Raw genomic sequence first — 21,210 nt, 5'->3', positions numbered from 1 at the left:
ATTTTTTCCTACACCATTTTTTCCACCGCGCGGGCGATTTTGAGGACCACATCGTCACGGTACAGAGGGGCTGCGATTTGCACGGCGACCGGCAGGCCGGCGGCATTCACCCCCATGGGCAGCGAGATCGCCGGCTGGCGGGTGAGGTTGAAGAGCAATGTCCACGGTGCCCAATGGTGCATCAGGGCGTGGACGGGGTCTTCCACCGGGACACCGGCAAGCGGGGCGGCCTGGGGGACGCAGGGGCAGATCAGCGCATCATAATCAGCGGTGGCCATGGCGTGGGCGGCCTGCACGCGCAGGGCTTCAGCCTCTAGCATGTCAATCGCCGTGGTCTGGGCGAATTGTTGGGCGAGGCTGGTGAGGCCGTAATCCAGCAGGGCGCGATGCTCCGGCGCGATGGCGGCGACCTGGCGGGCCAGGGCGGCGCCCCAGATTTTGGCGAAGCTGGCGGAGGCGTCCGGCAGGGGGATGGTGGCCTCGACCAGTTTCGCGCCGAGGGATTCGAGGATTTGACGGGCGGATTGCAGGGCGTCCATCGCGTCATCATCCGCCGGGGCGGCGAAGCCGGGGCTGGTGAGGATGCCGATGCGCAGGCCGGCCACGCCGTCCTCGATACCGGCCAGGAAGTCACGTTTTGGCTCGGGCAGGGAGAAGGGGTCGCGCGGGGCGAAACCGGCGGTGGCGGAGAGCATGAGGGCGGCATCGCGCACCGTGCGGGTGATGGGCCCGGCGACGGCGACATGGCCGAAAGCGCCCAGCGGCCATTGCGGCACACGGCCGAAGCTGGGCTTGAGGCCGACCACGCCGGACCAGGCGGCGGGGATGCGGATAGAGCCGCCGGCATCGGTGCCCACATGCAGCGGGCCGAAAAACGCGGCGGCGGCGGCGGCGGCGCCGGAGGAGGAGCCGCCGGGGGTGTGGGCTGGGTTCCAGGGGTTGCGGGTGATGCCGGTGGCCGGGCAGTCGCCGGGGCTTTTCCAGCCGAATTCGGTGGTGGTGGTTTTCCCCAAAATCACCGCCCCGGCGGCGCGCAGGGCGGTGACGGCGGGGGAGTCCACTGGCTGGGGCGCGGGGCTTGAGGTTTTGCTGCCGCGCCGGGTGGGCAGGCCCGCGACGTCTATAATGTCTTTGATGGTGACGGGCACACCGTCCAGCACGCCTTGCGGCGCGCCGGCGGCCCAGCGGGCGGTGCTGGCCTGGGCGTCACGCAGGGCGGCTGGGTTCATCACCGCGAAGGCGTTGATCTCGGGGTTGCGCCGCGCGATGCGCTCGGTGATGGATTGCAGCGCCTGCAGCGGGGTGAGGGTTTTGGCGGCGTAGGCGGCCAGCAGCTCCTCGGCGTCAAGCGTTGAGGGGTCTTCTAGAGCCATGCCGGCACCGGCAGGTTTTTGGAGCGCAGGAATTCCGGGTTGAAGAGCTTGCTCTGGTAGCGCGCCCCGCCGTCGCACAGGATGGTGACGATGGTGTGGCCCGGGCCGAGGGTTTTGGCGACGCGGATGGCGGCGGCGACGTTGATGCCGGCCGAGCCGCCGACGGAGAGGCCCTCGTGGATCAGCAGGTCGAACACTTGTTCCAGCGCCTCCGGGTCGGGGATGCGCTCGGCGTCGTCAATGATGGCGCCGCCCAGATTTTCCGGCACGCGGGACTGGCCGATGCCCTCGGTGATGGAGGAGCCGGTGATGGTGAGATCGCCGTTTTTCACCCAGCCGTAGAGGCCGCTGCCCTCTGGGTCGGCCAGGACGATTTTGATATCCGGGTTGTGGGCCTTCAGCGCGAGGCTGACCCCGGCCAGCGTGCCGCCGGTGCCGCAGGCGCAGGTGAAGGCATCCACCTTGCCGCCGGTCTGGGCCCAGATTTCGGCGCCGGTGGTGGCGCGGTGGCCCTCGCGGTTGGCCAGATTGTCAAACTGGTTGGCCCAGAGAGCACCCAGCTCCCCGGCCAGGCGGCGCGAGACGTGGACGTAATTGCCGGGGTCTTTGAAGGGTTTGGCGGGGACCAGGCGGAGGTCGGCGCCGATCATGCGCAAAAAGTCGATCTTCTCGCGGCTCTGCGTCTCGGGCATGACGATGACGCATTTATAGCCCAGCGCGTTGGCGACCAGGGTGAGGCCGATGCCGGTGTTGCCGGCCGTGCCCTCGACGATGGTGCCGCCGGGTTTGAGCGTGCCGTCAGCCTCGGCGGCGCGGATGATGGCGAGGCCGGCGCGGTCTTTCACCGAGCCGCCGGGGTTGAGAAACTCGGCCTTGCCCAAAATCTCGCAGCCCGTGGCGGCGCTGGCCCGCCCGAGCCGGATGAGCGGTGTGTTGCCGATTGCGCCGATCAAACCGTCCACGACTGTTTCCATTGCTTAATGTCCCCGCTATGCTGGCCGTAATCGGCATACAATACTTGCGGGGGACATTATGATCGAAGATTTGGCGCCGCGACAGGTCTGGGAAGCGTTAATGAGCAATCCCGATGCTGCTTTGTGCGATGTGCGGACAAATGCCGAGTGGAGCTTTGTCGGCGTGCCGGATTTGACCCAGACCGGCAAGCAGCCGGTGCTGGTGCAGTGGCAGATTTACCCCACCATGCAGCCCAACCCGAAATTTTTGGAAGCGCTGGCAGCGGCGAAGCTGGAGCATAGCGACCATATATATTTCATCTGCCGCTCGGGCGCGCGCAGCATGGCGGCGGCGATGGCGGCCAAGGCGGCCGGGTATAAGCATGTGTATAATGTGAAGGACGGGTTCGAGGGGCCGCAGGACGCGCGGGGGCACCGCGGGAATGTGGGGGGCTGGAAGGCGGAGGGGCTGCCCTGGAAGCAGGGGTAGGGGGTTAGGGTTTTAAGATCAGGGCTCTGCCCTGCAACCCGCCGGGGCCTGAGGCCCCAGACCCCCATTATCTAAATAACACCTTGCCGCCACTTACAATCTATTACATCCATACGTCTTTAACATGGTGCCGATTGTCACCGACTGGTATTCCCCGTTATGCTTCGCACAAGGTAAAAAAATGGCAAGTGTCCCGCAAACCTACACAATTTCTGATTTCATAGAGTGGTATAATAAAAAACAACTAATCCTCTCACCTGATTTTCAGCGCGGTTCTGTTTGGACGCCTTCGGCAAAAGTATATCTGATCGATACGATATTAAACGACTTTCCAATGCCCCAGATCTACTTTCGCACCATACTTGATCGAATCAGTCAAACTACCGTTCGTGAAGTTGTCGATGGGCAACAGAGATTGCGCGCCATTCTTGAGTTTGCCGCCGGCAAATTGAAACTGACTTTAAAGGCCCCAAACCACAAAGGGAAATTTTACGCAGACCTCAACGCAGAAGATCAGGAAAGTTTTCTTTCGTACAAAGTGTCAGTAGTTCAACTTTTGAATGCTAACGATGCTGACGTGCTGGAGGTATTTGCTCGGTTAAATTCATACAGTGTAAAAGTTACCCCAGCTGAGCTTCGTCATGCCGAGTACTCAGAACCGGTAAAATGGGCTATTTACGATGCCACATCGGACTGGAGCAAGCTTTGGAACGAGTTCAAGATTGTCAGCGTCCGGGAAAGCGTTAGACTTAAAAACACCTCAGTCATGGCTGAGATGTTCATGGTCGTCGATGTAGGATTCGGGGATGGTGGTGAACCATCGATTGGAAGATACTACAGGGAGCATATCGGAAATGATGAAACCTATTTCCAAAAGCTTCGAGTAAAGATCGACGAGACAATCAACGAGATAATCAAACATACTTCCCAAGATTTTGTTGAAACGACCTTCTATGATGCACCCAATTTTCTCGCACTATTTGCGGCGGCAGCTTATCTCAACGGGAATGCACCCGATAACCGACTAACCGAAGGCATTACGGAACTCCGTGGAGTCGGTGTTGATTGGGAGAGTGCTGGGAATTCACTTGCACAAATTGCGCAAGCATTCGACTTGGAAGACGATGAAAGCTCGCCCTACGCTCAGTTCGTCGGGGCAAGTAAAAGTACTACACATCGCGTTTCCTCACGAAAGACCCGCCTCCATTTCTTGGTGAATGCAATCGCTAATCATGGAGCTAAGTAGACGCCTTTTCCGGTTTGGAGCACGGATTGACGCCTTAACCCAAACCATCAATGAGTATGACCATGGTACAAGTCTCGCCTCTCACGAGATTTTCATTGTCGAGAGATCGCTGATCCAACTTCAAATTGAATGGGAACTGTTCATTAGAAATCTCATTCTTGATTGCGCAACAGGCAATTATTGCGACAGCTCTGGTCCAATAGTTTCAAAACTGCCCATCCGTCTCTCGACAAGGGAAGCTGCGTGCCATGTGCTCCTTGCCCAATATAGGAACCAAAAGCGACCGATGGAACCTGATTGGTATCTACCCGACAAAGCAGTCCAAGCCGCAACACATTTAGCTGTTTCAAATTTACAAAACATCACAGATCAATTGGGCGTTACCCCTTGGGATATTTCGGACTTGAGATACGTCAGAAATTTCATCGTGCATCGTTCAAAACGATCCGCTTTGACCATACGAGAGCGTCAACTCGTAACGGGTCCAGAAAAAATTGACCCCGTTTCAATCGCCTATAAATTCTGTTCTTCTGGAATTCAAAACCACAAAAATTGGGCCCAATTCATCAAACTTGTCGCAAAAAATCTCGCTACCTAATTATCAATCTTTGAATCTATTCGAAAGATTAACTTTTTAACTTCTCAAACACCACCACGCTCTCAACATTTTCCGAATACGGAAACTGGTCGATCGGCGTGGCGTTGCGGACCAAATATCCGGCGCGGCGCAACACGGCGGCGTCGGTGGCCAAAGCGTCGGGGTTGCAGCTTACATAGATGATGCGGGCAACGCCGCTGGCGGCTAAAAAGCGCATTTGGGTGGTGGCGCCGGCGTAGGGGGGGTCTAGGACCACGGCTTTGGCGCCGGCCATGTCGGCGGCTTGCAGGGGGCGGCGGTGGAGGTCGCGCTGGGTGACGCGCATGCGCCCGGCCAGATTGTTCAGGCGGATGGCTTTGTCCTGCGATTGGGTGGCGCTGGCATCGCCCTCATAGGCCTCCACCCGCGCGTGCTGCGCGAGGGCGAAGGAGAGGGTGCCGGCACCTGCGTAGAGTTCGACGATGCGCGATTTGAGGCTGAGTTTGGGCAGGCCCGCGAGCACGGCAGCGATGATGGCTGCCTCCCCTGCCCGGCTGGCCTGGAGAAAGCCGCCCGGCGGGGGGTCTACCGGGACGCCGGAGAAGCTGATGGCGGGGGTTTGCAGGATGACCGCTGGCTCGGGCAGTTCAGCCCCCGTGGCGATGCTGATGCGCGGCGCGTTGTGGGCGCGGGCGAAGGCGATGATCTTGGTGCGGTCGGGGCCGGTGAATGCGGCGTCCATGCGCAGCAGGATATCCGGGCCATTGTCGAGCCAGTTGATGACGACGGCGCCGGTGCTGCGGAAAGCCTGAAGGCTGCGCAGGAGGATTCGTAGATCAGGCAGCAGCGCCACGATTTCCGGCAGGAGCAGCGCGCATTCGCGCATGTCAACCACCGCGGGGCTGGCTGTGCGGTGCAGGCCGAGAGAGATGTCACCGGCTTTGCGGGTGGCGCCGAGGTCCGCGCGGCGGCGGCTGCGCAGCGGGGTTTCCACCAGCGGGGACAAAGGGGCGTCCGCGAACCCGGCTCTGGCCAAAGCCTGAGACAGCGCCAGGGATTTTTGCGGCGCGGCCAGGGTATCCGTGGCGCAGCCGCCGCAGATGCCAAAGTGGAGGCAGTGGCTCATGGGGTTAGTTCAGGCCGGGGTGGAGAGGCGAAGCGGGCTTGAAGGTCAAGCCGCGATGCCCTCGCCGTTGCTGGCATCGCCGGGCTGAACCACATCGTCTTCCTCGGTCTCGTTTGGCTCGTCCAGAATGGCGGCGAGCGGGCCGCGCTTGCGGATGAGCATGAAGGCCGGGACATCGGCGCCGAAACCGCGCACGCTGGGGCCGTTGTTGTCGCTCGCGTAGATGGTGCGCGGCTCGCGGCGGCGGGGTTCCTCGACGCGGGCGGCTGGCTCCTCACGGCGCGGCTCGCCGCGTGGCGGGCGCGGGGTGCGCTCGCGGGCTGGTTCGCGCTCACGCTCACGGGCGGGTTCTTCCTCCTTGGCCTTGGCGGGGGCCTTGGCGGGGCGGGCGGGCGCCTTGGCGGCGGGTTTGCCACGGCCTGTGCGGCCGCCACGGCCGCGGCGGCCATCGCCCTCGGCCCATTCGACGATATCCAACCCCGGGATCTCGATGCGCGGGATGGGGGCGGCGATCAGTTTTTCGACGGCTTCGACGGCCAGGCGGTCATCGGGCGTGGCGATGGTGAAGGCGCGGCCTTCCTTGCCGGCGCGGCCGGTGCGGCCGATGCGATGGACATAGTCTTCGCAATGATGCGGCACGTCAAAATTGAACACATGGCTGAGGCCGCCGATGTCGATGCCGCGGGCGGCGACGTCGGAGCAGACCAGGAGGCGCAGTTCGCCGGCCTTGAATTTTTCGAGGGTGGCGAAGCGCACGGATTGCGCCAGGTCACCATGCAGGGCGCCCGCGGAGAAGCCGTGTTTGAGGAGGGATTTGAGCAGAATGTCGACATCGCGCTTGCGGTTGCAGAAGATCAGCGCGTTCTGCACGTCCTCGGAGCGGATGAGGCGGCGCAGGGCCTCGCGCTTGTCATGCTCGTTGACCAGCACCAGGCCGGAGGTGATGGTGGTGGCGACCGAGGCCGGTTTGGAGACGGTGATCTCCTTCGGGTTGCTCAGGAAGGCGTCGGCCAGGCGGCGGATTTCGGGCGCCATGGTGGCGGAGAAAAAGAGCGTCTGGCGGGTGGCGGGGAGCATGGCGACGATGCGCTCAATGTCGGGGATGAAGCCCATGTCCAGCATGCGGTCGGCTTCGTCGATCACCAGCACGCGCACGTCGCGCAGCAGCAGGCCGCCGCGCTCGAACAGGTCGATAAGGCGGCCGGGGGTGGCGATGAGCACATCAACGCCCTTGGCCAGCGCGTCCTTCTGGTCGGACATGCTCTCGCCGCCGATCAACAGCGCGTGATTGAGCTTGAGGTATTTGCCGTAGGCGACGAAGTTTTCGGCGACCTGGAGGGCGAGTTCGCGCGTCGGCTCGAGGATGAGCGAGCGGGGCATGCGGGCGCGGGCGCGGCTGCCTGAGAGAATGTCAAGCAGCGGGAGGGTGAAGCCCGCGGTTTTGCCGGTGCCTGTCTGGGCGCAGCCGAGAACGTCGCGCCCCATGAGAACGGTGGGGATGGCCTGGGCCTGGATCGGCGTGGGGCGGAGGTAGCCCTTGTCGTGCAGGGCGCGCAAAATGGGTTCGGAGAGGCCAAGCGGGGCAAAGCCATCGGCTTCGGCGGCGGCATCCTCGGCGACGCGCTCGTCGGCGTCGGCTTCGTCGGACTCTTGAACAGGCTCCGGCCCGGCCGGGTCTGGCACATCCGGCGCGGCGGCTGGAGTCTCAATGATTCCGCTTACGGCGAGGTGCTCCGCGCCGGTGTCTTGAATAGTCTCATCGAGCGCAGTGGTCTGTGCGCCGGTCTCAGGAGTGTCTGACAAAAATTGAACCCGTTCGTGTTGTGGTCGTGCGCGCGACAACGCGCCTAGCGCAAACCGCGCTATTTTCCTCAGGCCTCCTATCGGCAAAGCGGGGCGCAAAGTCAAGGTTTACCGCCGGTGGAGGCATGGGGGAAGGCGGACTCGCTCATTTTTGCCGCCATTTGCGCAGGCGCAGCGCGTTGGCGACCACGCAAACCGAGGAGGCGGCCATGGCGGCGCCTGCGATGGTGGGGCTGAGCAGGCCGAAGGCGGCCGCCGGGATGCCGATGAGGTTGTAGATCATCGCCCAGAACAGCCCCTGCCAGAGCACGCTCCAGGTCTGGCGGGAGAGCGCCAGGGCGTCGGGCACCAGAGCGAGGTCTGGCCGTAGCAGGGAGACATCGGCGGCCTCGATGGCGGCATCGGCGCCCTGCCCCATCGCCATGCCGAGGCTGGCGGCGGCCAGGGCCGGGGCGTCGTTAACGCCGTCGCCGACCATGGCGGCGGTTTTGCCCGCCGCGTGCAGGGCCTGGATGGTGGCGATTTTCTGCTCCGGCGTGGCGTGGGCGATGATTTGTTCGATGCCGAGTTCCTGGCCCACGGCCTGGGCCGCGGCCTCGCGGTCGCCCGAAAGCAGCATGACGCCGATGCCCATGGATTTCAGGCGCTCGATCGCCGCGCGGGCGCCGGGGCGCAAGGTGTCGGCGAAGGCGAAGGCGGCGAGGCAGGTGCCGTCCGCCCGGGCCAAGTAGGAGAGCGTGGCGGTGGTTGCGACCTCCGGGGCGGTGCCGCCGGCATCCGCTATGAGCGCGGCAGACCCGAGAATATAGCGTTGCCCGGCGATGGTGCCTTCCACGCCGCGGCCGGGGAGAATGCGCACCGCCTCGGCCTGGGGCGGGCTTGGCCGGCGCAGGGCCGAGGCGAGCGGGTGCGTGTCGGACGCGGCCAGGGCGGAGGCGATGTCCAGCGCGCGCTCAACGGTGATGCCGCGCAGGAAGGGGATGTCAGTGAGGTGGGGCTGGCCGCTGGTGAGGGTGCCGGTTTTGTCGAACACCACCATGTTGACATGCGCGGCGGTCTCTATCGCGTCGGCATTGCGCAGCAGGATGCCCAGCCGGGCGGCGGCGCCGGTGCCGGCCAGGATGGCGGCTGGGGTGGCCAGGCCGAGCGCGCAGGGGCAGGCGATGACCAGCACGGAGACGGCATTGATGATGGCGGTGGCCAGGGTGGCGCCGTGCAGCAGCCAGCCGAGGAAGGTGAACGCGGCGATGACCATGATGACCGGCACGAAGACGGCTGCCACACGGTCCGCCAGATGCTGCACCCGCGCCTTGGAGGCCTGGGCCGCCTCGATCAGCCGGGCGATGCGGTCGAGGAAGGACTCCCCCGCGCGGGAGGTGACACGCAGGCGGAGCACGCCATCCAGGTTGAGGGCGCCAGCCAGCAGGTGCTCGCCGGGGGCGCGGGCAACGGGGAGGGATTCGCCGGTGAGCGGGCTTTCATCCAGGCTGGAGGTGCCGCTGAGAATCACGCCGTCAGCCGGGACACGCTCGCCGGGGCGCAGCTCCACCTCGTCGCCGGGGATGAGGCTTTGCACCGCGACATCGCCGCGCCCTGGCACATGTGCCAGGGCCGGGCGCAGGCTGTTGAGGCCGGTGATGGCGCCGGCGGCCTCGCGCTTGACGCGGGATTCGAGGAATTTGCCGAGGCGGATGAAGGTGATGATGGCGGCCGAGGACTCAAAGTAGAGCGGCCCGGTGGTGGCGAAATCCCACAGCGAGAGGCCGTAGGCGGCGGTGGTGCCAAGGGCGACCAAAACATCCATATTGGCGGCACCCGCGCGCAGGGCCTTGAAACCCGCGATGTAGAAGCGGGCGCCAAGCCAGAATTGCATGAGCGTGGCGAGGGCGAGCTCCAGCCCGCCCGGCAGGGGGACAAGCATGGAGGCGAATAACGGCGCGGACAGCGCGACGGCGGCGATGAGCTCCAGCTTCTCGCGCCGGTGGGATTGCGGCCTGGCCTGGGCGCGCAGCTCGGCTGTATAGCCCGCGCGGGCGACTGCTGCCGTGAGAGCCTCCATGCTGGTGCCGGGGGCGGCGAGCAGATGCGCGCTCTCGGTGGCGAGATTAACCGCGACGCTCTGCACGCCGGGAACCTTGCCAAGGGCTTTTTCGACCCGGGAGACGCAGCTGGCGCAGGTCATGCCGCCGATGGCGAGGTCGATTGTCCGCGCGGGCGTAACAGGCTGGTCCATGCGGGAGTATGTGGCTCCCATCGCGGGGCGGTCAAGGCTTGACCTTGCCGGGGGGAAACTACTTACTATGTGTAATCAAGGAGAAAATCATGGCCAGCGAGACCAGTTTGCAAGTCACCGTGCCTGATATGGATTGTTCCTCTTGCGTGCGGGCGATTACCGCCGCGGTGCAGGGGGTTGACCCCCACGCCACCGTTGCCGCCGACCTGCAGAGCAAGAAGGTGGTGATCGGCGGAGATGCGCAGGCGCAGCAGTTCATCGAGGCGATCCGGGAGGCCGGGTTTAGCGTGACGCCCAGTTAAGGACACAGGCGGGCGATGCGCGCGCATGGGCCGAAGGCCTGCGCGCTCATGCGTGTTTGCCCAAAATCATGTCCGCAGCTTTCTCGCCGATCATCATGGTTGGGAAGTTGGTGTTGCCGCTGATGATGTTGGGCATGATCGAGGCATCGGCGACGCGCAAGGCATCAACGCCGCGCACACGCAGGGAGGAATCCACCACTGCCATGTCGTCGGAACCCATCTTGCAGGTGCCAACAGGGTGATAGAGCGTGGCGGCGTTGGCGCGGATGTAGGCGTCGAGATCGGCATCTGACGTTGCGCTGGCGCCGGGGGCGAATTCGGTGCCGCGGAAATCATCGAAGGATTTTTGCGCGACGATTTCGCGGGCGATTTTGAGGCCATCGCGCAGGACGCGGATGTCGTTGGGAGCGCTGAAGAATTTCGGGTCAATTTCAGGGTGCACGGTGGGGTCGGCGGAACGGATTTTGACCGTGCCGGTGCTCTCCGGGCGGCAGCCGTTGAGCGCGGTCATGAAACCTTCCTCGGGGATGATGTCACGGCCATGGTCGTTATACATCAGCAATACGCAGTACATCTGGATATCGGGATATTCCAGGCCGGGGCGCGAGTTGAGATGCGCCCAGGCTTCCAGCCCGCTGGTGGCGGTGGGGCCCGAGTGGAACAGCAGGTATTGCGCCACGGCCTTGAGCGTTGCCAGCGGCTTGAGCGCGCTCAGCATGGAGTAGGGTTTGGTGATGCGCTGCTTATGGGAAATGGCGATATGGTCGCGCAGGTTGCGGCCCACGCCTGGCAGTTCGTGCTGCATGGCGATGCCGTGCGGCGTGATGTCTTCCGCCGCGCCGATGCCCGAGAGTTGCAACACCTGCGGGGAGTTGATGACGCCGCCCGAGAGGATGACTTCACGCGCGGCGGGGAGGAATTTTGTCTGGCCGCCCTGGATGTATTCAACGCCGGTGGCGCGGCCTGCTTGCAGCACCACGCGTTTGACCAGCGCGCCGGTGATGACCCGCAAATTTGGGCGTGCGCGGGCGGGTTTCAGGTAGGCATCGGCGGCGCTGCGGCGCACGCCACCCACGAAATTCGCCTGCATCTGCGCCATGCCGTAGGGATTGGGGCCGTTGACGTCAGGGTTGAAGGGAAAACCAGCCTGCAGGCCGCCCTCGATCCAGGCGCGGGCGATCGGGGTCATGTGTTCGGGCGGCGGCGTGAGGGTGACGCCGACAGGTCCGCCGGTGCCGCGATATTCCGGGTTGCCGCCGGGGTAGTCCTCAAGTTTTTTGAAGTAGGGCAGACAATCGGCGTAGGACCAGCCCTGGTTGCCGCATTGCGCCCAATGGTCATAATCACCCGCGTTGCCGCGCGAGACGACCAGGCCGTTGATGGAACTGGAGCCGCCCAGCACCTTGCCGCGCGGGAAATAGACGGTGCGGTTGTTCAGGCCGGGCTGGGGGATTGATTCATAATTCCAGTTGCCCTTGCCCGAACGCATCAAACCGAGCAGGCCGGCCGGCATGTGGTAGAGAAAGCTGCTGTCTTTTCCTCCGGCTTCCAGAAGCGTGACCTGCACCGCGGGGTCGGCGCTCAAGCGGTTGGCCAGCACGCAGCCGGCGGAACCGGCACCCACAATTATATAATCAACCATGAAACACCCGAAAGCTGAAATGGGACCGCGCGCAGGGGGCTATCGACATGCCGCCTGCCCCGTTTGTTTGGCAAAACCGCAGGCCTCAGTGCTGGCCGCGCGGTAGTCTTACCACCAGCCCGTCGAGTTCGGCTGACATTGATATCTGGCAGGACAGGCGGCTGTTATCCTGGCGATTGTCGAGGAGGGAGAGCATTTCCTGTTCCGCGTCCTGCGCCGGGGTTCCGGCTTTGGCGAACCAGGCGGGATCGACATAGATGTGGCAGGTGCCGCAGGCCAGCGCGCCGCCGCAATCGCCATCAATACCCGGGACGTTGCTGCTGGTGGCGGCCTCCATGACGGAGGCGCCTTCATGGGCATCGACGTCATACTCCTTGCCGTCATGGGTTATGTATTTGATTTTTGGCATGGGTGAATTCCTGAAAGATGATTGATTGCGGCTTGCGTTTTATTTGCTCAGGCGAACCGGGATGCTGGTGTAGCCGTGGATGAGGCAGGAGGGGATGCGGGTTACCTCGCCCACGACTTCAATTTTCGAAAAACGCTTGAAGAATTCTTCCCACAATACGCGCACTTGCATCTCCGCGAGGCGGTTGCCGACGCAACGGTGGATGCCAAAGCCGAAGGACATGTGGTGGCGCGGGTTTTTGCGGTCGGCTATGAACGCCATTGGGTTCGCGATGACGCGCTCATCGCGGTTGGCCGAGAGATACCACATGACAACCTTGTCGCCCTTGCGGATCTGCTTGCCGCGGAACTCATAGTCGCAGAGCGCCGTGCGGCGCATATGCGCGATCGGGGTTTGCCAGCGGATGGTCTCGGAGACCGCGCTTGGGATAAGCGCCTGATTGCTGCGCACCTTCTCGAACTCGGCCGGGTAGAGATGCGCCGCCATGGCGGAACCGGACATCGAGTTGCGCGTTGTGTCGTTGCCGCCGACGATGAGCAGAACGACCGTGCCGAGGAATTCCTCCGGCGTGATGTCGGCCATCTCGGGTGAATGCGCCATCATCGAGATGAGGTCGGATTTCGGCGGCGCGGCCTTGCGTTCGGCGAACATTTTCTGGAACGTGGCCTCGCACTGGCGCAGTTCCTTCTCGCGCTGCTCCCAGCTCTCGATAACGCCATCACCTGGCGAGGCGGTGACGACATCGGACCAGCGGGTCAGGTTGCGGCGTTCCTCGAAGTTGAAGTCAAGCAGGGTTGCCAGCATCATCGTGGTCAGCTCGATGGAGACGCGCTCAACCCAGTTGAAGGTTTCGCCAATTGACAGGCTGTCCAGCACTTTTTGGCTGCGCTGGCGGATCAGCGGCTCGATGCGCTCAAGATTTTCGGGCGCCACAGCGGGGCTGACCACTTTGCGGTGGATGTCGTGGCGCGGCGGGTCCATGCCCAGGAAGTTGGGCAGGAAGAGGCCGTTTTCGACGACCGGATTGAGGGTTGCATCGTCAAGCACGAAGCTGCCGACGGAGGCATCGGAGGAGAAGACCTTGTGGTTGGTGTCGATCGCCACGCAATCTTCGAAGCGGGTGACGGACCAGTAGGGACCGTAGGCGCTTTGCTTGCAATAATGCACGGGGTCTTCATCGCGCAGGCGCTTGAAATAGGGGTGCAGGCCCTCGCGCAGATATAGCTCTGGCCGGCTGACATCGAACTGGTCAAGCGGCGTGGTGCGCGCGAGTTCTTCGTCGTTAACGCTTGGTGTCATCGGCATCCTCCTGGATATCGCGTGGTCCGCGACTTGTTGCCTGGTCTGCGTATTTCTTATTGAGTATATTGTCAATAGTAAAGTACCCACTTCCCTGCGGGATCATTTTTGTCCCCTCTTGACGTGTCATTGAGAAACCCTAGCATCAGGGGCGCCAATCAGGATTTGCTTGGTGCTAAATAACCCGGGAAGAATCACATTTTGAAAACTGAAAGCAGAGCGCCGCGCAGCCGGTTGCTGCCCGAGCAGCGCAGGGCCCAGTTGCTCGCCTGCGCCATCGCCGCGTTTGCCGAGCATGGGGTGGCGCGCGCGACGCATGCGCATGTGGCGGCATTGGCGCATGTCTCGGTGGCGGCTGTGCATTCCTATTTCCGCACGCGCGAGGATTTGGTGATCGAGACGCTGGCCGAGGTTGAAGCCTCGCTGCTGAAAATCGTCACCGGGGCGGTGCGCGAGGGGATTCCCGCCCGTATGGCGTTGCGGGAAATGGTTGAAGGATTGGACCGCGCGGCGCGCGAGGATTCGGATTTCGTGAAAGTCTGGCTGGATTGGAGCACGGGGTTTCGCGCCGATGTATGGCCGCGCTATCAGGTGATGCAGGAGCAATTGCTGGCCGGGGTGCGCAAGGTTTTGGCAGCCGGCAAGCGCTCGGGGGAGATATCGCCGCATATGAACATCAGGGCGGCGGCGCGGTTGTTTGTCGGCGGCGGGCATACGGTGGCGCTGACGCGATTTGCAGGGGCCAGCCAGAAGGAGATTGATGTTCTGATCGATCATCTGATCCGCGCCGTGATGAGCATCGGCCTGGAGGCCGGCGGCACCGCTGGAGCGCGCCGGGATTAAAACGCCCTGCCCGCATGTTTGCAGGCAGGGCATGGGTTTTATTAAATCCCCGTCCAGGGCAGACGATAGCCGGTCTCGTAGAGGCCGTAGCCGAGGGTGCCATCGGACAGGCGGTATTCCATCAGTTGTTCGCGCAGGACGAACGTGTCGAGCGGGAAGAGCCAGCTGAATAGCGGCTTGGCGGTGAACTCATGGGTGCGGCCAAGCTCGTCGGTGAACTTCCAGTGGGCGCTTTCAACCGAGGTTTTATCAGCGGAGAATACCATCTGGTCGTCGATGTCGCTCACCTGCATCCAGCGGGTGCCGTCGTGATACATGCGCATGTAGGCTGACTGGCGGCCGGTGGAGATGCCGTGGATGCCGGCCAGGGCTGTGCCGTTGTCAAAAATGGGCCAGGCCAGGCGATAGTGCAGCATGGCGTCCCAGTTGCGCGGGCCGGCGGCGATGTCGCGGAAGCCTTTGCCGTTGAGCTCGCTGCGCGCGCCGCGGCTGATGATATGGCCGGTGACGGTGGAGGTGCCCTCGATATGCACATGCGCCAGTTCGCGCGCGAAGGAGCCGTCCTTGTCATGGCTGAGCGAGATGCAGTCTTCCATCGGGTGCAGCTCGTTCCACACAAGATCGGCGCTGAAGTCTGGTGTGGAGATGGTGATGCGGGTGCGCTTGAGCGGGATTTCCGCCTCGATGCGCATGCCCGCGATCTCCATGCCGCCGAGCGGGCGGCCGGGGATGTAGGGCAGATTCATGTTGGTGCGGGTGAACAGTGGCAGGCCATCGCGGAAGGCGATGAACCAGCTGTTGGCCTCCTGGCGGTTCTCCTGAATGCCGACGCGCACCAGCACGCCGGTGCGGGTCGCGGGGTCGTAGGCGTTGTAGTAGAAGCTCTGGTTCCACAGCGGACCATCGCCCTTTATGTGGCCTTCAAATTTTGCAAGATCGTGCGGCAAGTGAGGTTTCCTTCGCGGTGATGGGGCCATAAGCCTGATCGCTTGAAGTGCGATCAGGCTCTGGCCATTTTTCTGAGGGCGATTCACGCTTTCGGCCCGCTCGGTTGAGCGAACCTCAAACGATCGCGCTCTAATCCAGATGCGGCAGCAGCGTGCCGATGGCGGGGACGGCGGCGGGGTCAATTTCGTTGCCCAGCGAGATCAGCAGGGAGCGATCGCGCAACAATTGTTCGCGCGAGAGGTCCAGCACCACTTTTTCGGCTTCGGTGAACTGACCGGCGCCCAGCTCCTCGCGCTCCACTGTGACGATAAGGGCGCTGATGTCAGCGCGCAGGGTGCGGATGGAGTCGAGGATGCGCGCGGGGTCGATGCGGCTCTTCTCGAGCACATGCTGCGCCTCGGCGCGCGCGGCCTTCAGGCGGCGCAGTTCGGCGCTGGCTTCGGGGTCCTGCTTGCAGACGCGCTCAAGTTTCTCGCATGCCTGCACGAGGCGCTGCAATTCATCATGGTCGAAACGGAACTGCACCGGCATCTGGGTTGAGAGCAGGTTGAGCAGGCCCATGGCGAGATGCGCCTGCTCAACCGCCAGCTTGTTGGCGGGGTCGATGGCGGGGACGATCACGTCCTTCAGGGCCTTGATGACGGTTTTGATCTGGATTTCCGCACGGAGTTGCATGTTAGAATCCCTGTTCCAGCTGTTCGCGCATCTCGTTGATGATGACGTGGCCGATGCCCATCAGGTAGGTGACCAGAACGTCCTGATGGGTTTTGGCGTTGCGGGCGATGCGGTAGCCGGTGCCGAGCATGAGGATGGCGAGGCTGAAGCTGTTGTAGATTTTGTACCAGTGCAGCGTGCGCGGGTTGACGGTGACGCCCGCGGCCTTCTGGTATTGCTCGAAGAATTCCGGCTCGGGAAGCATGGAGCAGACAAGCTGGGTTTTGCCGTCGGCGGCAAAGGTCTTGAAGGCGGCGTTGGTGGTCCAGGCGAGGTCTTGATGGCGGTCGCCGATGCGGCCGAGCTCCCAGTCAAGATGTGCGGTGATGCGCATGTCGTGCTCGGTGAAGAGGAAATTGCCGAGGCGGTAGTCGCCATGCACGAGGGAGGGTTTCTCCAGGCTGGGCGCGTTGCGGCGCAGCCAGCCCGCGGCCAGGCGCAGCAGGGGGATGTCTTCATCGGCGTCTTCCTCCCAGACGCGCTCCCACCAATCTACGCCCCAATCGGCGCATTGGGTGCCGGGCATGGGGGCGGTGAAGGCGGAGAGGTCGAGGCCGTGGTAGTCCAGATTGTGGATGGCGGCGAGCTGGGTGATGAACTGCGGCGAGAGGGCGGCGGCGACATCGGGCGGGAGCGAGGTGTTGCTGCCGGAGACGCCGCTGGTGGAGGCGGCGGGTTTGGTGACGCCGGTGGCAAAGCCGTAGACCAGCGCCGGGTAGGGCAGATGCACGCCATCCTCATCGCACCAGAACACCGGGGGAACCGGCACTGTGCCGCCGACGGCCTTGATGAGCTGGAATTCGCGCAGGCGGCTGGTGGCGACGATGGACTCGGCCGGCTCCATCCGCAGCACCATCGGGGTTTTCTCGAAGCCAACACCGGGGCGCTGCCACTCCAGCGTGAAGGCCATTTGCAGCTTGGAGGCGCCGCCCGAGAGCCAGCGGGCATCGGCGAGTTTGAAATCATTGCCGATGTTCGAGCGGATCAGCGATTCCACCCCCGCACTCAGGCGGTCCAGGGGCACGGTCTCATAGCCGGGGCCGGCGCGCAGTTCCATCTTGCGGGTGAGCAGGCGGTCGACCTGCGGTTCGATCGCGTAGCGGCGGCGCAGATGTGAAATCCATTCAGGTGACGGACGGTCTTTGTCCGGATTGGCTGTGAAGGCGATGTGTCCCATTTTATTCTACCTTGATGATGTCTTGGGAAACCAGATTTTTCAGGCCCGGCGCGCGCATCGCGCGGGCAAAGTTATGAGAGCTGGTTTCGTCACGGTCTCTCCGGTTTTATTTTTATCGTTGGTCTTCGCACGTCAGGCAGCGCGAACACCCGCGCGCCCTTCGGTTTTTGAACTAGGGATTTTGAAGGGTCCGCGCCCCATTCTTTAGGGTGGGTTTGGCGGGTAATTCAGTCGTTGGCCGGGTAGGCGGCCATTAATTTTTTTTGGTGGCGCCAGAGGGAGGCCAGTTTGCGCAGGCCGGATGGCCGCAGGCCGCGCTGGCGGACCGCGGCGCCGATTTTGAAGGATTCGCCGTAGTGGAAGAACTGCGTGGCATAGGCGGCGCGCAGGGTCATCTCCGGGTCCCAGATGTGGGTGGCTTCCGAACCGCTGCCGTTGAATTCGATGATCTGGAAATTGCGCCCCTCGCGCAGGGCTTCCAGCGATTCGTAGCGCAGGTCGAGGCGGGAGAAATAGACTTCCTGCATGTCCTGGACGATTTCGTCGATCCGCGCGGTCAGGGCGGGGGTGACGATGTCCAGACCGTCCTTGAAGGTGGAGCCGCGGCAGTGATTGCCGACGAAGACCAGGCGCACGCTCTCGCCCTCGGCGGGAATTGCCCCGGCCTTGGCGCCAAGCTGAGGCAGCAGCAGATTGGAGACCGCATTGAGGCGCTGATCGGCGGCGATGAGTTCGCGCACGCTGCGCTTGCCGTCGCCGGTGACGGAGGGGGGGAATTTAAGGGTGACGGAGGTGATGCGCCCGGCCGCCTCGCCCGGGTGGCGGATGTAGAAAATCCCGGCTTCGCCCTCATGGGTGATGAGCGCCTGCAGCTGCATGGCGGTGGCGCGGGGGAAGGCGGCAAGATAGGCGGCCAATTGGGCCTCGTTATTGACCACGCGCACGCCGACGCCGTTGCAGCTCATGTCCGGCTTGGCGACGACGGGAAAGCTCAGACCGGCGCGCGCCATGGCGGCCAGGGCCAGGGTGAGGTCGTTGCCATCGTTATGGCCCGAGGTGGTGAGCGGCGTGTAGGGGGCGATCCATTGCCGTGCCAGGGGGCCTGCGAGGCCGAGGATGTCGTTTTTCGACTCGCCGCAGATGCCCCCGGCATTGATGCGCGGGTTGGCCAGGGTGGGCAGCGTGAGGCTGCCGTAGCGGATGGATTTGAGAATCCAGAACACGGCCACCGGCGCGTAGAACAACCAGCCGGGCCAGAACTCGAAAAACGAGACCGGGCTTTTGCGCCGGGCGGAGCTTGCCTGCAGGCCGGGGGCATCCAGTGCGACGGGGAGCGATGTTACGCTCATGGCGTTGTCCTCTTATTATAAAGCCGCGTGGCGATGCGGCCCACAGCCACCAGGATGATGAGAAATACGCCGAGACCGGCCCAGCGCCAAGCGCCAAGATAGCGCATCATCACCAGCCCGAGCTTGAAACTGACAAAAAACAGCCCGGAGGTCCAGACAAGAGTGGCGCCGATCGCAGCCAGGGTGAATTTGCCCAGATGCGCGCGCAGAAACCCCAGCGTGGTGTAGGTGGGCAGGCGCAGCCCGGGCACGAAGCGGCTGACCAGCACCACATAGAAAATGCGCGGATGCACCCATTCGCGCCCGAGATCGCGCCGGGCGCGGGGGATGAGGCGCTTGGCCCAGGGGTGCGTGGCCGAGAGCCAGCCGAGTCCGTAAAGCCCAAGGTCTCCCAGGATGATGCCGGTATAGAGGGAGGCCAGCGCCAAAGGGAGCGAAAGCGCGCCGGAGGCGACCTGCATGGCGGCCAGCAGGGTGGCCGCATCCTCCAGGATGAAGGTGCCGCCCACGATGATCGCGGCCTGCAGGGGTTTGGCTCCGGCTTCCGCTGCCAGCAGGTTAACGAATTGCGAGACGATCATGACCGCTCACATAGAGCCAGCCGGGAAAATGCTCAAATCGCCCCGGCGGGCGGCTTTAAGTGCCGTCGCCGGTGTTGGTGGTTTCCATCGCCAGATGGTCGGTCCGCGGCTCGATGATGCGGCAGGAATTGCCGCGCGCGACCATGGCGTCGCAGGCTTCATGGGCCGCGGCGAGGCTGAGGCCGGCCACTTGAGCGTTCCACAGGGTTTTGCCATGCCGCTCAACCCGGGCGATGCGGGTGAAACCGGCGCCGCTAATCTGGCGCGCGGCTATGGCCTCGATCCGCGCCTTGCTCACGCGCGAGAACAGGCCAAGCTGGGCGACCCAGCTGCCATCGGCCGGTTGGCGGGCGCGGCTGGCCAGCTGCGCGGCGGCGGGGCGGGAAGCGGGCACATGCGGCCGGGTTGCCGCGGCGAGATGCTGAACCGGCGAGGCCACGGCCGGCTGGCGGCTGGCGATCTGGGCGGCGGTGACGGGAACATGGCCGCCAAAGCCGTTGTCGAGCAGCGCGGTCATCTGCTGATAGGTGTCGCCCCAGGAGGGTTCGTGCAGCTCGACGCCGATGAGCACACGGCCATCGCGGCTGGCGCTGGTGACGAGGTTATGGCGCGCCAGATCGGTGTAGCCGGTCTTCATGCCGGTGGCGCCGGCATAGGATTTCAGCATCTGGTTGTTGCTGTAGACCTGGTGGCCGCGGAAATTGAACTGCTGAACCTCGAAGAACGGCTGATCCTCGGGGAAATTCACCACGATGTCGCGCGCCAGGATGGCGAGGTCGCGCGCGGTGGTGACCTGGCCGGGGTTGGGCAGGCCGGAGGCGTTGTAGAACTGGGTTTGCGCCATGCCGAGCGCATGGGCGCGCTGGGTCATCAGCGCGGCGCAACGCGGCTCGGAGCCGCCGCCCAGATATTCACCGAGGGCGGTGGCGGCATCGTTGGCTGACATTGTGGTCATGGCCAGAATGGCGTCGTGAACGGAAATGGTGCTGCCCGGTTGCAGGCCGAGCTTCACCGGCTCCACGGCGGCCGCGTGGTAGGAGACGGGGATTTGCGTATCCAGTGTCATGCTGCCAGCGCGCAGCGCCTGGAAGGCAAGGTCGAGCGTCATCAACTTGGTGAGGCTGGCGGGGTAACGCGGAATATCGGCGCCGTTGGAGGCGATCACCTGGCCGGAGGCGGCATCGATGACAATGCTGCTGACGCCGGGCGCGGTCGGGCCGAAATTGGTGGCGGCGGCATCAACCGCCGGCGCGGCGGCGGGGTGGGACAGCCGGCGGTAATGATGTTCCGAGCGAGCCTGGGCGGGAGATATGCTCACGCACGCGGCAAGACAAAGCCCGGCAAGCGCCAGGGATTTTTTCACGGCAACAGACTTCCAAGCCTGCATGAGCGGCACCTCAATCTATAAACCACGCCAATGTAGGCGCTTCCGGCGTGCGCTGTCCAGCAGGAAAACGCCCAAAATCTTATGGAAAGAACCGAAAAGCCAATGGGTTAAGACAGGCTGTTGAACTTCCCGCCGGGGCGATGGCGGGCCGGGGGCCGCCAGGGTGGAAGATCGCGGTTTCGTGACAGTTTTGTGCAGCGCACAAGAAATAGTTGACGGATGAGAAACGGTCGCGTATAAGGTTTTTGCTGCACTGCGGCATGCGCCGTACCGCTCGCCGGGTTGGGGCCGTGCAGTCACTGATTTTAGTCCTAACTGGAGATTGCGTATTATGAGCAGCACGAAAACCAAGGCGGCAGCCGCCACGACCATCGAAGAGACCACCGAAGCCGCCACCAAGGGCTTCGACAACACCATTGCCGCCGTGAAGGATGGCATTGAGAAAGCCACCAAGGGTCTGGAGACCTCGCAGGCGAAACTCAAGGAAGGCGTTGAGAAAGCTATGAAAAAGAGCGAAGAGCTGCTCGCGTTCAACCAGGGCACCGTGGAAGCCGCGATCAAGGCCAGCCAGATCTATGCCGCTGGGTTCCAGGACATTTCCAAGCAGTTCGCTGCTTCCAGCAAGGCTTCGCTCGAAGAGACCGTTGCGTTCACCAAGACCCTGATGGGCGTCAAGTCCGTTAAGGAAGCGGCAGGGCGATTCATTAAACCGCTGCGATCATTTGTGTGGCTCGGCTTCGGTTGTCCTGGAAATGCTC

At 63.3% G+C, this 21,210-nt stretch carries 20 protein-coding genes; 6 read left to right on the top strand and 14 right to left on the bottom strand.

Annotation, left to right across the window (positions count from 1 at the left end):
- Positions 1–8: 8 nt before the first annotated feature.
- The gene (locus QQJ84_RS05655; protein WP_284257139.1) at positions 9–1,373 is read right to left on the bottom strand and encodes an amidase family protein; all 1,365 of its coding nucleotides are present in this window, start codon (positions 1,371–1,373) and stop codon (positions 9–11) included.
- Complete coding sequence (locus QQJ84_RS05650; RefSeq protein WP_284257138.1) at positions 1,364–2,347, bottom strand: cysteine synthase A; 984 nt, start codon at positions 2,345–2,347, stop codon at positions 1,364–1,366. The genes QQJ84_RS05655 and QQJ84_RS05650 overlap by 10 nt, the downstream gene beginning before the upstream one ends.
- Before the next feature lie 58 nt (positions 2,348–2,405).
- On the opposite strand from QQJ84_RS05650, the gene QQJ84_RS05645 reads away from it, so the two are divergent.
- The 3 genes from QQJ84_RS05645 to QQJ84_RS05635 all read left to right on the top strand — a co-directional run bounded on the left by QQJ84_RS05645 (position 2,406) and on the right by QQJ84_RS05635 (position 4,660).
- Positions 2,406–2,816 carry a rhodanese-like domain-containing protein gene (locus tag QQJ84_RS05645; RefSeq protein WP_284257137.1) on the top strand — a complete coding sequence of 137 codons (411 nt, stop codon included), beginning with the start codon at positions 2,406–2,408 and terminating at the stop codon, positions 2,814–2,816.
- 181 nt (positions 2,817–2,997) lie between these two features.
- Positions 2,998–4,062, top strand: coding sequence for a DUF262 domain-containing protein (locus QQJ84_RS05640; protein ID WP_284257136.1), 1,065 nt, complete (start codon positions 2,998–3,000; stop codon positions 4,060–4,062).
- On the top strand, positions 4,049–4,660 hold the full coding sequence (locus tag QQJ84_RS05635) for a hypothetical protein (protein WP_284257135.1): 612 nt from the start codon (positions 4,049–4,051) through the stop codon (positions 4,658–4,660). Before QQJ84_RS05640 ends, QQJ84_RS05635 begins: the two co-directional genes overlap by 14 nt.
- 28 nt (positions 4,661–4,688) lie before the next feature.
- Here the strand turns inward: QQJ84_RS05635 and QQJ84_RS05630 are convergent, their stop codons facing one another.
- The 3 genes from QQJ84_RS05630 to QQJ84_RS05620 form a co-directional block, all read right to left on the bottom strand.
- Positions 4,689–5,765 (bottom strand): class I SAM-dependent RNA methyltransferase, encoded by a 1,077-nt coding sequence (locus tag QQJ84_RS05630; RefSeq protein WP_284257134.1) that lies wholly within the window; start codon positions 5,763–5,765, stop codon positions 4,689–4,691.
- A gap of 45 nt (positions 5,766–5,810) precedes the next feature.
- Entirely contained in the window at positions 5,811–7,568 is a 1,758-nt protein-coding gene (locus QQJ84_RS05625; protein WP_408861821.1) for a DEAD/DEAH box helicase, read from the bottom strand.
- 145 nt (positions 7,569–7,713) lie between these two features.
- Positions 7,714–9,801, bottom strand: a complete 2,088-nt coding sequence (locus QQJ84_RS05620; RefSeq protein ID WP_284257133.1) for a heavy metal translocating P-type ATPase — start codon at positions 9,799–9,801, stop codon at positions 7,714–7,716.
- Between the two features lie 89 nt (positions 9,802–9,890).
- Between QQJ84_RS05620 and QQJ84_RS05615 the strand changes: the two genes are divergently transcribed.
- Positions 9,891–10,103 carry a heavy-metal-associated domain-containing protein gene (locus QQJ84_RS05615; protein WP_284257132.1) on the top strand — a complete coding sequence of 71 codons (213 nt, stop codon included), beginning with the start codon at positions 9,891–9,893 and terminating at the stop codon, positions 10,101–10,103.
- A gap of 46 nt (positions 10,104–10,149) precedes the next feature.
- Here QQJ84_RS05615 and QQJ84_RS05610 read toward each other — a convergent pair whose 3' ends face one another.
- The 3 genes from QQJ84_RS05610 to QQJ84_RS05600 form a co-directional block, all read right to left on the bottom strand.
- The gene (locus QQJ84_RS05610) at positions 10,150–11,745 is read right to left on the bottom strand and encodes a GMC family oxidoreductase (protein ID WP_284257131.1); all 1,596 of its coding nucleotides are present in this window, start codon (positions 11,743–11,745) and stop codon (positions 10,150–10,152) included.
- 85 nt (positions 11,746–11,830) lie between these two features.
- Positions 11,831–12,154 (bottom strand): 2Fe-2S iron-sulfur cluster-binding protein, encoded by a 324-nt coding sequence (locus tag QQJ84_RS05605; protein ID WP_284257129.1) that lies wholly within the window; start codon positions 12,152–12,154, stop codon positions 11,831–11,833.
- A 39-nt stretch (positions 12,155–12,193) separates the two neighbouring features.
- Positions 12,194–13,453 (bottom strand): cytochrome P450, encoded by a 1,260-nt coding sequence (locus tag QQJ84_RS05600; RefSeq protein ID WP_284257128.1) that lies wholly within the window; start codon positions 13,451–13,453, stop codon positions 12,194–12,196.
- Positions 13,454–13,654: 201 nt separating this feature from the next.
- Here QQJ84_RS05600 and QQJ84_RS05595 point away from each other — a divergent pair, with 201 nt between their 5' ends.
- Positions 13,655–14,296 carry a TetR/AcrR family transcriptional regulator gene (locus tag QQJ84_RS05595; protein ID WP_284257127.1) on the top strand — a complete coding sequence of 214 codons (642 nt, stop codon included), beginning with the start codon at positions 13,655–13,657 and terminating at the stop codon, positions 14,294–14,296.
- A 41-nt stretch (positions 14,297–14,337) separates the two neighbouring features.
- Here QQJ84_RS05595 and QQJ84_RS05590 read toward each other — a convergent pair whose 3' ends face one another.
- From QQJ84_RS05590 to QQJ84_RS05565, 6 genes are all read right to left on the bottom strand, one after another.
- Entirely contained in the window at positions 14,338–15,243 is a 906-nt protein-coding gene (locus QQJ84_RS05590) for a DUF7064 domain-containing protein (RefSeq protein WP_284257126.1), read from the bottom strand.
- Between the two features lie 130 nt (positions 15,244–15,373).
- Entirely contained in the window at positions 15,374–15,919 is a 546-nt protein-coding gene (locus tag QQJ84_RS05585; RefSeq protein ID WP_284257125.1) for a hypothetical protein, read from the bottom strand.
- 1 nt (position 15,920) lies between these two features.
- Complete coding sequence (locus QQJ84_RS05580) at positions 15,921–17,135, bottom strand: phosphotransferase family protein (RefSeq protein WP_284257123.1); 1,215 nt, start codon at positions 17,133–17,135, stop codon at positions 15,921–15,923.
- Between the two features lie 227 nt (positions 17,136–17,362).
- Positions 17,363–18,484, bottom strand: coding sequence for a D-alanine--D-alanine ligase (locus QQJ84_RS05575; protein ID WP_284257122.1), 1,122 nt, complete (start codon positions 18,482–18,484; stop codon positions 17,363–17,365).
- Positions 18,481–19,065, bottom strand: a complete 585-nt coding sequence (locus tag QQJ84_RS05570) for a DedA family protein (protein ID WP_284257121.1) — start codon at positions 19,063–19,065, stop codon at positions 18,481–18,483. The genes QQJ84_RS05575 and QQJ84_RS05570 overlap by 4 nt, the downstream gene beginning before the upstream one ends.
- A 55-nt stretch (positions 19,066–19,120) precedes the next feature.
- On the bottom strand, positions 19,121–20,428 hold the full coding sequence (locus tag QQJ84_RS05565) for a serine hydrolase (protein WP_284257120.1): 1,308 nt from the start codon (positions 20,426–20,428) through the stop codon (positions 19,121–19,123).
- 355 nt (positions 20,429–20,783) lie between these two features.
- Here QQJ84_RS05565 and QQJ84_RS05560 point away from each other — a divergent pair.
- The coding region (locus QQJ84_RS05560; RefSeq protein WP_284257119.1) for a phasin family protein at positions 20,784–21,210 on the top strand (427 nt) is incomplete at its 3' end.

Origin of the sequence: Acidocella aquatica (genome assembly GCF_030160635.1) — a bacterium.
In the GTDB taxonomy this organism is placed as follows: Bacteria; Pseudomonadota; Alphaproteobacteria; order Acetobacterales; family Acetobacteraceae; genus Acidocella; species Acidocella aquatica.
The sequence above is the reverse complement of the archived record's forward strand: the minus strand, read 5'-3'. Positions and strand labels throughout refer to the sequence as shown.